We start from the raw sequence: 11,798 nt of genomic DNA, 5'->3' as shown, positions 1-11,798 counted from the left end.
TCCGACCTTCTTTCGATTTTAACGTTCATATGACTTTATAAAGGAGTAGAAAATGAAGAATGAAATGCTAGCTTTGATCCTTGCGGGTGGGCAAGGAACACGTCTCGGAAAACTCACTCAAAGCATTGCCAAACCGGCAGTACAATTCGGTGGGCGCTACCGTATCATTGACTTTGCTCTTTCCAACTGTGCAAACTCTGGAATCCATAATGTTGGTGTGATTACGCAGTACCAACCTCTCGCTTTGAACAACCATATCGGAAATGGTTCTAGCTGGGGATTGGATGGTATCAATTCAGGTGTCTCTATTTTACAACCTTATTCAGCCAGCGAAGGAAACCGTTGGTTTGAAGGGACTAGTCACGCTATCTACCAAAACATTGACTACATCGACAGTGTTAATCCTGAGTATGTTTTGATTCTTTCTGGTGACCACATCTACAAGATGGACTACGATGATATGCTTCAGTCCCACAAGGATAACAATGCCAGTTTGACAGTAGCTGTCCTAGACGTACCTCTCAAAGAAGCTAGCCGTTTTGGTATCATGAATACAGATGCCAATAATCGTATCGTTGAATTCGAAGAAAAACCTGCTCAACCTAAGTCTACAAAGGCTTCTATGGGGATTTATATTTTTGACTGGAAACGACTTCGCAATATGCTTGTTGCTGCTGAAAAGAGCAATGTGGATATGTCAGACTTTGGTAAGAACGTTATCCCTAACTATCTCGAGTCTGGTGAAAGTGTCTATGCTTATGAATTTAATGGCTACTGGAAAGACGTTGGTACGATTGAGTCACTTTGGGAAGCCAATATGGAGTACATTTCGCCAGAAAATGCTTTGGATAGCCGTAATCGTCAGTGGAAAATTTACTCAAGAAACTTGATTTCGCCACCCAACTACTTTGGTGCGCATGCACATGTTGAGGATTCATTGGTCGTGGATGGCTGTTTTGTAGATGGAACGGTTAAACGTTCGATTCTTTCAACAGAAGCACAAGTACGTGAAGGTGCCGAGGTCGTTGATTCTGTCATCATGAGTGGTGCCATTATCGGAAAAGGTGCAAAAATTAAACGTGCCATCATTGGTGAAGGTGCCATTATTGCAGACGGCGTAGAAATTGACGGAACTGACGAAGTACAAGTAGTAGGATACAATGAAGTAGTGGGGGTAGCAACAGATGAAGATTGATAAATATTCAGCCATTTTGGGAAACACAGTTGGTTTTCATGATATGTCAACGTTAACAGAACACCGTCCGGTAGCTAGCTTGCCTTTCGGTGGGAAATACCGTTTGATTGACTTCCCCCTTTCCAGTCTTGCAAATGCAGGTGTTCGTAGTATCTTTGGTATTTTCCAACAAGATAATATCAGCTCAGTTTTCGACCATATCCGTTCAGGTCGTGAGTGGGGCTTGTCAACCCTTCTAAGTCACTACTATCTAGGAATTTACAATACTCGTGTTGAAAGCAGTACAGTTGGAAAAGAGTATTACCAACAGCTTCTTACCTACTTGAGACGTTCAGGTTCAAACCAAACCGTTTCGATTAACTGCGATGTGCTGGTGAATATTGACTTGAATCAAGTCTTCCACCTACACAATACAACAAAAGGTCCGATTACAGTTGTATATAAGAAGCTTCCTAAGAAAGACATTTCTGATGTGAATGCTATTCTGGAAATCGATGAGACTGACCATGTTCGTTCGCACAAACTCTTTGATAACAAATCTACGGATGAACTCTTCAATATGTCTACAGATATCTTTGTTGTGGATACTCCTTGGTTGATTGAACGACTTGAAGAAGAGGCTCAGAAAGAATATCCTGAAAAGTTGCGCTATGTTCTCCGTGATTTAGCTGCAAAAGAAGGAGCTTTTGCTTACGAATACACAGGCTACTTAGCGAACATTCATTCTGTTCAGTCCTATTATCAAGCAAACATCGATATGCTTGAATCTAAAAAATTCTACTCTCTTTTCTCACCAAATCAAAAGATTTATACAAAAGTTAAGAATGAAGAACCAACCTACTATGCGAATACTTCAAAAGTAAGTACTTCTCAGTTTGCTTCTGGTAGTATCATTGAGGGTGAGGTAGTTCAGTCAGTCCTATCTCGTAACATTTATGTTCACAAAGATAGTGTTGTGAAGAACAGCGTTCTGTTCCCTCGTGTTGTGATTGGTCAAGGTGCCCAAGTTGAATATGCTATCTTGGACAAGGGCGTTGAAGTTGCGGATGGTATTGTCATTCGAGGAACGGCAGAACATCCAGTTGTAGTGAAGAAGGGTGAAACAGTAACAGAGGACATTTATTCATGAAAATTTTATTTGTAGCGGCAGAAGGAGCACCCTTTTCAAAAACAGGTGGTTTGGGCGATGTCATTGGCGCACTTCCCAAATCACTTGTAAAAGCGGGGCACGAAGTTGCAGTTTTCTTGCCTTATTATGATATGGTAGAAGCTAAGTTCGGAGACCAGATAGAGGATGTTCTCCACTTTGAAGTTAGTGTAGGATGGCGTAGACAGTACTGTGGTATTAAGAAAACGGTCTTGAATGGTGTAACCTTCTACTTCATTGATAATCAGTATTATTTCTTCCGTGGTCATGTCTACGGTGATTTTGACGATGGTGAACGCTTTGCCTTTTTCCAACTGGCTGCTCTTGAAGCCATGGAGCGCATCGGCTTTATCCCTGACCTTCTCCATGTTCATGACTACCACACAGCCATGATTCCCTTTTTGTTAAAAGAAAAGTACCATTGGATTCAGGCATATCAAGGAATCAGAACCGTTTTAACCATTCACAATTTGGAATTCCAAGGTCAATTTTCTGAAGGAATGTTGTGGGATTTGTTTGGTGTTGGGTTTGAACGCTATGCTGATGGCACTCTTCGCTGGAATGATTGTCTTAACTGGATGAAAGCAGGGATTCTCTACGCAGATCGTGTATCAACCGTATCTCCTAGCTATGCGCATGAGATTATGACCAGTCAGTTCGGTTGTGGTTTGGATCAGATTCTTCGCATGGAGTCAGGTAAGGTTTCAGGTATTGTCAATGGTATTGACGCAGATCTCTATAATCCTCAAACAGACCCACTTTTAGACTATCATTTTGATAAGGAAGATTTGTCTGGAAAAGCGCAAAACAAAGCAAAATTGCAAGAGAGAGTTGGTCTACCTGTGCGAGCAGATGTTCCTCTAGTTGGGATTGTCTCTCGTTTGACACGCCAAAAAGGTTTTGATGTTGTTGTAGAAAGCTTGCATCGTTTCTTACAGGAGGACGTTCAAATAGTCCTTTTAGGAACAGGTGACCCAGCTTTTGAACATTCCTTCTCTTGGTTTGCTCAAGTCTATCCAGACAAGCTATCAGCAAATATCACTTTTGATGTCAAACTTGCTCAAGAAATCTACGCAGCTTGTGATCTCTTCCTCATGCCAAGTCGTTTTGAACCATGCGGCTTGTCTCAAATGATGGCGATGCGCTATGGAACTCTACCATTGGTTCATGAGGTTGGTGGTTTGCGTGATACAGTTCAATCCTTCAATCCGATCGAAGGAACTGGAACTGGATTTAGCTTTGATAATTTAACACCATACTGGCTTAACTGGAGTTTCCAAACAGCCTTGGATGTTTATAAGTACCAGCCGGACGTTTGGAGAAATCTACAAAAAAAAGCTATGGAATGTGATTTTTCATGGGATACAGCCTGCAAATCTTACCTTGACTTGTACCATAGTTTAGTCAACTAATAGATAAAATCGTATGATTCTTTCATACGATTTTTGGACTGTTTAGAAAGGAAAGTTTATGTCTCAAGTAAAAGGCTTGTGTGTCATGGATGTTGACGGCACCCTGATAGCAGAAGAAGTGATTGATCTTTTAGGAAAAGAAGCAGGTCGTGAGGAAGAAATTGCGCAGATTACAAGTCAGGCGATGCGAGGAGAGATAGAATTTGAAACGAGTTTACGAAAAAGAGTGTCCTTGTTGGAAGGTCTTCCTATTTCGGTCTTTGAGAAAGTTTTTAATTCTATTCATTTAATGCCAAACGCTCAGGAATTTATCTCTATTCTCCAAAAGAATGGTATCCTAGTTGGTTTGGTGTCCGGTGGATTTAGTCCAATAGTTGAGAGATTAGCTAAATCCCTTGGCATTACCTATTTCTCTGCCAACCAACTTGAAGTTAAAGACGGTCTTCTAACAGGAAAATTAGTTGGACAAATTATCAATCCCAAGATCAAAAAAGATACTCTGGAACAATGGAGAAAGGAACTGCAACTTCCTAGAGAAAGAACAGTTGCAATCGGTGATGGGGCAAATGACCTATTAATGTTGAAATCAGCAGGACTGGGAATTGCTTTTTGTGCCAAAGAAGTGCTCAAAAAAGAAATACCACATCATGTTGACAAGAGAGATTTTTTAGAAGTTCTTCCTTTAATTATTGACTTTTTAGAGTGAGGGAAAATATGAAGATTGTAATTGCACCAGACTCATTTAAGGAAAGTTTGACCGCTGATCAGGTTGCTGAAGCTATTAAAAGAGGCTTCCAAGAATCGCTTGCAGATGTAGACTGTCTCCTCTGCCCTGTTGGTGATGGGGGAGAAGGCACTGTAGATGCTATCCGACATTCTCTTGACCTTGAAGAAAAATGGATTCAAGTGACAGGACCTTTTGGTCAAGAAGAAGCCATGCGCTATTTTCAAAAAGGGGGACTGGCACTATTTGAAGTTGCTGATTTAGTTGGCCTTGGAAAAATTCCGATAGAGAAACGAAATCCACTTCAAACCCAAACTCGTGGAATTGGAGAATTGATTCGCCACCTCATTAATCAAGGAATTAAAGATATCTATATTGGCGTTGGTGGTACGGCCAGTAATGATGGAGGACTGGGGATTGCTGCTGGTTTAGGGTATCAATTTTATGATAGGGATGGAAATGCCTTGCCTGCTTGCGGCCAATCCTTACTAAACTTATCTTCTGTTGCAACAGAAAATTGCTATGAAATTCCTGAAGATGTTCACATTCGTATTCTAGCAGATGTCGTGAGTCCCTTATGTGGACACCAAGGTGCGACCTACACGTTTGGCAAGCAAAAAGGCCTAGATCCTACTATGTTTGAGACAGTAGATCAGGCTATCCAAGATTTTTATGAAAAAGTCTCCCCTGTAACATTGGAAATTAAAGGAGCAGGAGCTGGTGGAGGCATTGCTGGTGGTTTGTGTGCCTTTGCTAAGGCAAGTATCGTATCTGGAATTGACACTTGTTTAGATTTGATTGATTTTGAAAAGAAAGTTTCTGATTCTGACTTGGTTGTTGTTGGAGAAGGAAGGCTAGATCGTCAAAGTTTAGCAGGGAAAGCGCCTATAGGTGTTGCAAAAAGAACCCCTGTCGGAGTTCCTGTTATTGCTATTTGTGGCAGTCTCGCTGAAGATTTACCTTCCCTACCATTTGAAAATATCCAAGCTGCCTTTTCTATTTTGGAGAAAAGTGAACCTTTAGAAGATAGTTTGAAAAATGCCAGTCTCTATTTGGAGCATACGGCTTCTAATATTGGACAATTATTAAATATACCTAAGATTTAGCCAAACCATTTTTTCCAGATGGATGTTTTGACGGGTTCTTCTTTTTTACCTTCCCAAAGTTTTGCAAAGGCAAGTCGAAGGTCCTTTTCTTCTACTTGCACTGGTGCATTGGTATGAATAATCAGACCGAAAGGAGAAGAAGTGTGCTCTTCAGATACGATGGTAGCTTGACTATCAGTTTCTTTAGCTTCTTTTAAGTAGAAAACTTGTTTGTCAAATTCGATAGTTGGTGAAATCTTCACAAATAGTGGCTCTGCTTTTTCTTGAAGGTTTTCTAAAATAGATAAAAAGCCTTTTTCTAACTGAGGGCTATTTGCTGTATCAATATCTGCATATCCAAGAACTCTTTCCTCAAAAGTACCAAGATAGCGTCTTTGCTCATCCGGATTTAATTTTGGCCCACCATGAGCTTTTTCAAGTAATTGTTTTGATAAATCTGTCATGAAAACAGTATATCATAAAAGTTAGAATAAAACAGACAAAAGAAAGCGATTACTTTATAAAGTTAAGGAAAATTTGCACAAAGATAACGTTTTTTCTTGAAAAAGGAGGGGTTTTAAGGTATTATAGAGGAGTAAAAAATTTAACTCATAAGGAGAGTAAAAAATGTCAATTATTACTGATGTTTACGCTCGCGAAGTCCTAGACTCACGCGGTAACCCAACACTTGAAGTAGAAGTTTACACTGAATCAGGTGCTTTCGGACGTGGTATGGTTCCATCAGGAGCTTCTACTGGTGAACACGAAGCAGTTGAACTTCGCGACGGTGACAAATCTCGTTACGGTGGTCTTGGTACACAAAAAGCTGTTGACAACGTAAACAACATCATTGCTGAAGCAATCATCGGCTACGATGTACGTGACCAACAAGCTATCGACCGTGCTATGATCGCACTTGACGGTACTCCTAACAAAGGTAAATTGGGTGCTAACGCAATCCTTGGTGTGTCTATCGCTGTAGCTCGTGCTGCTGCTGACTACCTTGAAATCCCACTTTACAGCTACCTTGGTGGATTCAACACTAAAGTTCTTCCAACTCCAATGATGAACATCATCAACGGTGGTTCTCACTCTGACGCTCCAATCGCTTTCCAAGAGTTCATGATCGTACCTGCTGGTGCGCCATCATTCAAAGAAGCTCTTCGTTGGGGTGCTGAAATCTTCCACGCTCTTAAGAAAATCCTTAAATCTCGTGGTCTTGAAACAGCCGTAGGTGACGAAGGTGGATTCGCTCCTCGTTTTGAAGGAACTGAAGATGGAGTTGAAACTATCCTTGCTGCTATCGAAGCTGCTGGATATGTTCCAGGTAAAGACGTATTTATCGGATTTGACTGTGCTTCATCAGAATTCTACGATAAAGAACGTAAAGTTTACGACTACACTAAATTTGAAGGTGAAGGAGCAGCTGTACGTACTGCTGCAGAACAAATCGACTACCTTGAAGAATTGGTAAACAAATACCCAATCATCACTATCGAAGATGGTATGGATGAAAACGACTGGGACGGTTGGAAAGCTCTTACTGAACGTCTTGGTGGCAAAGTTCAATTGGTTGGTGACGACTTCTTCGTAACAAATACTTCTTACCTTGAAAAAGGTATTGCAGAAGGTGCTGCTAACTCAATCCTTATCAAAGTTAACCAAATCGGTACTCTTACTGAAACATTCGACGCTATCGAAATGGCGAAAGAAGCTGGTTACACTGCCGTTGTATCACACCGTTCAGGTGAAACTGAAGATTCAACAATCGCTGACATCGCAGTTGCAACTAACGCAGGACAAATCAAGACTGGTTCACTTTCACGTACAGACCGTATCGCTAAATACAACCAATTGCTTCGCATCGAAGACCAACTTGGTGAAGTAGCAGAATACCGTGGATTGAAATCATTCTACAACCTTAAAAAATAATCTAATTTCTAGATTAGAAGGCGTCAAGCCTTTAAACTAAGCACTTTGGGGCGCTTTCCCTTAGTGCTTTTTCTAATTTTACTACCCTTTTAGTTACCCTTAACTGATTTTAGGTATAGTAAGAGGGTAGTCACTGATCGTGACACCCTTTATAAATTATTGATGGCTGTTTCATAATTTGAGACAGCTTTTTTTGCGTTTTCTTGGTTTGTATGCCAGTAAACATTTTCAGTCACTAATAAGTTAGAGTGTCCCAATCTGTATTGGACATCTTTAGGGCTAGTCTGAGCGTATAACATCATAGTGGTGTGTGTATGGCGGAAACCGTGAAATGATACATTCGTTACACCAGCATTCTCAAAATGCTTATTTAGGCGTTTGCGTAAGTTGCAAGCATAAGCATATTTTTCTGTAAATACAGAGAATACGACCGTTTCAGTACGACCTAATTTCCAAGACTGAATTTGTTGACGATTTTTGTATTGTTTAAGTAAAAGTAAGGTTGTTCTGTCTATTGGTATATCACGATAACCAGCGCTTGATTTAGGTGAGTTTATTTCTTGATAGCGGTTTAGTGTCTTATTGATACTGATAACACCGTTTTCTAGGTCAATATCAGACCACTCAAGGGCTAATGCTTCACCGATACGACAACCAGTGGCCAATAAAGTCTTGTATAGGACAACATCAAATAGGTTTTCATAATTTGATTGATCCAGAGTATCTAAATAATTCAGAAACTGTTTTAATTCTTTGTTGTCTAAGTATTTTACAGTAGACTTTTCTTTTTGCTGTTTGCGTGGAACGATGACATCATTAGCTGGATTGTATTGTATTACCTGAATAGCTACGCCATACTTCAAAATACGCTTATTCATGTTGTGAAGTAAGGAGTAGTTAGCAAACGCCCCTTTTTCGCCTTTATTGGCCTTGTCAGCCCATTTATTTACTTGTTGTTGAAGAATAGGCGTGGTTAACTTATCTAGCTTGTAATCGCCAAATACAGGCAATAAATGCACTCTAACCAATCCATCCATAGACTGGCGAGTATTGGGTTTAACTGTATTCTTGTAACTATCCCACCAAACTTTTACCAATTCTTCGTATGTTGTGATTGTTGGCTTATCTTTAACTGTATAGCCGTTTGAAGCAAAAGCATTGACAGCTTCCCTTGCTTTGATTTTAATCCCCTTTTTAGTGTTGGCCGTAACAGTAGTTCTAGCCTTTTTCCCTGTAAGTTTGTCAACCCCAAGATACACGCTTGCTCGGTATACGATAGATCCGTTTTTCTTTTTGTATTCTGTAATATTCATGGTTTACTCCTTTTCCATCAGCAGGCAAGCAATTAGAAAAGGTTTTGAGTTTATACCATGCGAGGGGCTACGAGAACCCTCTTATTTTCGATTTTAATCAGTCAGACGGTAAATTGTACCAGAATAGAAAACAGGCGGATATGGGGCTTATATGGGGTTTAAAAAGCCCCGATATTTCAAGAGTTTTATCGCTTTAAAACTGTTCCATACGTGTTTTTTCATAGTCCAGTGATTCTTTGAATAGGCCAGCTAGTCCAGTTACATCTTGGTTTGCGAGGAGTTCCATATAATGCGCCCTTGAGTCTTTTGAGACGATGATAGGAGCGTTTAGATACTTCATAGCTAGGTACATGAGTACCAGGCGACCAGTACGGCCGTTACCGTCGCTAAATGGATGAATCCGTTCAATCTGGATATGGGTATCTGCTAAAATCTCTAAGATTTCTTTTTCATCATGAGCATGATCTAAGCGATAAGCAGTATTATCCGCCCATTGTGTCATAAGGTAGGGAGTTTCTGCTGGGCTAGCCGTTTGAAATTCCGCCCCGATAATAGCATTTTGAACTTGTTTAAATCGTCCTCTATCATGTTGCAGTCTATCCACTAACAAGGCGTGAAAATCTTGAACCACCCCCACAGTAAGGGCTTGATGGTTTGCCAATGAGTCCAAGAGATAAGAAAAGGCTTGTTTATGGTTTTCAATCTCATAAAACTCACGAATACTTTTGCCGTTTCGTGGCAAGGTGCTTTCTAAGATAATGCTGACGGTTTCGGGTAGAGAGATAGTGTTCCCTTCAATACCGCTAGAATGGTAGGCCATGCGTACCAGTATATCGTCCAGATATTTTTGTGAGTAGGTCATAATTCCCCTTTCTATTTGTCAATTTCGCTCATTTTTGCACTTTAGTCTGTAAAATCGGCTTTCTATTCTTCAATTTCCCCTGTTTTTGCACAATAGACCTTTGAAATAGGATTGCTATTGGCGAATATGGGAAGTTATTTAATATTATTCTTCTCATTGTATTCCATTGTGGAATAGTTCTCTTGCCATATTTTACTGTATTTAAACAATTCCTTGAACTCATTTTCTTTCTCAGATTTCATTTGTTCAAAGTATCCACCAGCCATTGCAACCATCAAATATCTATTATTTATATTTGACATTGTTTTCATAAGATCTTTAATTTGCTCAATCTGATCATCAGAGAGATAAATAGAGTATTTTTCTATAAATTTTATAAAATCTTTGTCGAATGCTTGTTCTGTTTTTTCAACCTCTTTTCTTTGATTATATAGAAGTCTGTTCCGAACGATAGATAAATAGTGATTTCTTAATTCTGGATTATTTTCTAAATCTTCTTTTTCAGTTGGAGTTAAAACATTATCTAGCTGTAATTCTAATTCATCTATTAATTCTTTTGGAACTTCATCATACCCCAACAGATATCCAACACTGACTCCGAAGTAGTCAGCTAGTTGCTGGGCTTTTTCTGGTTTGATTTGGCTTTCTTCGTTTTCCCATTTTTGGTACCCTCTACGGGTCACGCCCATAGCTTTAGCAACGACCTCCTGTGTGTCGCCTTTTTTTTGTCTCAATTCTTTTAGTCTGTTCATGTATATTACCTCAATTTCAATTATATCACAAAATAACAAAAAGCTAACAAAAAATTCACTTTTTGTTATTTAATCATTGACAGCTAACAAAAAATACTCTATACTAAAATCTAGCTAACAAATAGTTAGCTAGAGAAAGGAGGAATTTCATTGCTTATTACCTCAACACAAGCAAAAGCGATTCGCCGAAAGCAGGCAGACAAGAAATTGACTGCAAAGCAAGCAGGCGAAGAAATAGGGGTTTCACAAGTTACCTATCGCAAAATCCGAGACGGTGGCGAAGTAAAGCCTAGCATTTATCAAAAAGCCATGCAGTGGCTTGCAGAAGACTATTAGAAAGGAGCGACCCAATCGCAATACTATTTTACATTTACAGATTTCTCATGTGGTGCTTTACCACTGGGGATTGACAACAAAAAAGGAGCAAAGAAATGAACTTTAAAGAATTTAAAACATGGCTAGATGATGCTGTAAGCATGGCTGAAGCTATGGCATTACCTGAAAATAAAGGGGTACTTGACGACTTGATAGAGAATACGGCCAATAACCTAGCTTTTATCGCTGAGTTAGTGGAAAGCCGTCAACTGATTTATAAAAAACCTAGACATGAAGATTAAAAACGACAACAAAAAAAGTCACTTGCTGAAAGTTTGGCGACAGTAGCAAGCGACTGGATCAAGAGTATAGATATTTTTTCTATATCTCAATTATAACAAAAATCAACCATTCAATCAATAACAACTAATGGCAGGCAAGTAATTAGAAAAGGTTTTGAAAAGCATAGAGCGCCAACTCTTAAAACTGGTACTTTCTCACGCTTTCAATTTGGCGACTCTGAGCGTGAGGAAATCGTCTATAAGAAACAACCATTCAAAATCCCCACACTCGCCATCGCCCAACTTCTGAGTGTGAAGCTAGGAATTACAAGAAAAACTGTATAAGAAACAACCATTCAAAATCCCCACGCTATCGGTCGGCAAACTTCTGAGCGTGAGGCATGTGACAGGAAAAAAGCATTAAAAAGCCATCGTGGCAATTATAAAAAGATAGAAAAAGAGGTAAAAAACATGACAACAAAAAAAGCAACATCAAGCCAACAAGTTCTATTATCGGCTAAGAAACTAGCAGAATTAGGGAACGAATTAACCGACATCATGAATGTTTTAGAAATGAATAACCTAGCTCTTGAAGGGCTTGAGTTTGCACTACAGAAAGATACGACCACGTTCTTATGGCTTGCTAAAAAATACACTGATACAGCATACGCCCAGAATGAAAAGCTATACGATCGTCTAAATGAAATAGCCTTTTTGCTTTTGAACAATGACGACGCTAAAGAGCTGGAGGCAATGCAATGACACTAGACCTAGACAACA

General features: G+C 39.6%; 13 protein-coding genes. 9 read left to right on the top strand and 4 right to left on the bottom strand.

What is annotated here, in order from left to right; genetic code table 11:
- Positions 1–52: 52 nt before the first annotated feature.
- From HMPREF2764_RS05035 to HMPREF2764_RS05015, 5 genes are read left to right on the top strand one after another with little or no spacing between them, the layout of a single operon-like run.
- Positions 53–1,195: a glucose-1-phosphate adenylyltransferase gene (locus tag HMPREF2764_RS05035; protein WP_070527682.1), complete on the top strand. Its 1,143-nt coding sequence runs from the start codon at positions 53–55 to the stop codon at positions 1,193–1,195.
- Positions 1,185–2,324 (top strand): glucose-1-phosphate adenylyltransferase subunit GlgD, encoded by a 1,140-nt coding sequence (gene glgD, locus HMPREF2764_RS05030; protein WP_033629731.1) that lies wholly within the window; start codon positions 1,185–1,187, stop codon positions 2,322–2,324. The genes HMPREF2764_RS05035 and glgD overlap by 11 nt, the downstream gene beginning before the upstream one ends.
- Complete coding sequence (gene glgA, locus HMPREF2764_RS05025; RefSeq protein ID WP_033629732.1) at positions 2,321–3,754, top strand: glycogen synthase GlgA; 1,434 nt, start codon at positions 2,321–2,323, stop codon at positions 3,752–3,754. Before glgD ends, glgA begins: the two co-directional genes overlap by 4 nt.
- A gap of 58 nt (positions 3,755–3,812) precedes the next feature.
- Complete coding sequence (serB, locus tag HMPREF2764_RS05020) at positions 3,813–4,460, top strand: phosphoserine phosphatase SerB (RefSeq protein ID WP_070527680.1); 648 nt, start codon at positions 3,813–3,815, stop codon at positions 4,458–4,460.
- Positions 4,461–4,468: 8 nt separating this feature from the next.
- A complete protein-coding gene (locus HMPREF2764_RS05015) occupies positions 4,469–5,584 on the top strand; it encodes a glycerate kinase (RefSeq protein WP_070527679.1) in 1,116 nt (371 codons plus the stop codon).
- On the opposite strand, the gene HMPREF2764_RS05010 is transcribed toward HMPREF2764_RS05015, so the two are convergent.
- The gene (locus HMPREF2764_RS05010) at positions 5,581–6,027 is read right to left on the bottom strand and encodes a DUF1694 domain-containing protein (protein WP_070527677.1); all 447 of its coding nucleotides are present in this window, start codon (positions 6,025–6,027) and stop codon (positions 5,581–5,583) included. The two genes, HMPREF2764_RS05015 and HMPREF2764_RS05010, sit on opposite strands and share 4 nt — an antisense overlap.
- Positions 6,028–6,190: 163 nt before the next feature.
- On the opposite strand from HMPREF2764_RS05010, the gene eno reads away from it, so the two are divergent.
- Positions 6,191–7,495 carry a surface-displayed alpha-enolase gene (gene eno, locus HMPREF2764_RS05005; RefSeq protein WP_000022821.1) on the top strand — a complete coding sequence of 435 codons (1,305 nt, stop codon included), beginning with the start codon at positions 6,191–6,193 and terminating at the stop codon, positions 7,493–7,495.
- Positions 7,496–7,644: 149 nt separating this feature from the next.
- Here eno and HMPREF2764_RS05000 read toward each other — a convergent pair whose 3' ends face one another.
- The 3 genes from HMPREF2764_RS05000 to HMPREF2764_RS09660 all read right to left on the bottom strand — a co-directional run bounded on the left by HMPREF2764_RS05000 (position 7,645) and on the right by HMPREF2764_RS09660 (position 10,422).
- Entirely contained in the window at positions 7,645–8,808 is a 1,164-nt protein-coding gene (locus HMPREF2764_RS05000) for a tyrosine-type recombinase/integrase (protein ID WP_070527676.1), read from the bottom strand.
- Positions 8,809–9,001: 193 nt separating this feature from the next.
- Positions 9,002–9,670, bottom strand: coding sequence for a Fic family protein (locus HMPREF2764_RS04995; protein WP_070527673.1), 669 nt, complete (start codon positions 9,668–9,670; stop codon positions 9,002–9,004).
- 134 nt (positions 9,671–9,804) lie between these two features.
- Entirely contained in the window at positions 9,805–10,422 is a 618-nt protein-coding gene (locus tag HMPREF2764_RS09660; protein WP_083306596.1) for a helix-turn-helix domain-containing protein, read from the bottom strand.
- A gap of 150 nt (positions 10,423–10,572) precedes the next feature.
- On the opposite strand from HMPREF2764_RS09660, the gene HMPREF2764_RS04985 reads away from it, so the two are divergent.
- The 3 genes from HMPREF2764_RS04985 to HMPREF2764_RS04975 all read left to right on the top strand — a co-directional run bounded on the left by HMPREF2764_RS04985 (position 10,573) and on the right by HMPREF2764_RS04975 (position 11,780).
- Positions 10,573–10,758, top strand: coding sequence for a hypothetical protein (locus tag HMPREF2764_RS04985; protein WP_042900417.1), 186 nt, complete (start codon positions 10,573–10,575; stop codon positions 10,756–10,758).
- 95 nt (positions 10,759–10,853) lie between these two features.
- Entirely contained in the window at positions 10,854–11,039 is a 186-nt protein-coding gene (locus HMPREF2764_RS04980) for a hypothetical protein (protein WP_070527671.1), read from the top strand.
- A 450-nt stretch (positions 11,040–11,489) separates the two neighbouring features.
- A complete protein-coding gene (locus HMPREF2764_RS04975) occupies positions 11,490–11,780 on the top strand; it encodes a hypothetical protein (protein WP_070527669.1) in 291 nt (96 codons plus the stop codon).
- Positions 11,781–11,798 lie beyond the last annotated feature (18 nt).

Source organism: Streptococcus sp. HMSC073F11 (assembly GCF_001810785.1).
In the GTDB taxonomy this organism is placed as follows: domain Bacteria; phylum Bacillota; class Bacilli; order Lactobacillales; family Streptococcaceae; genus Streptococcus.
This window is presented reverse-complemented; position numbering and strand designations above follow the sequence as displayed.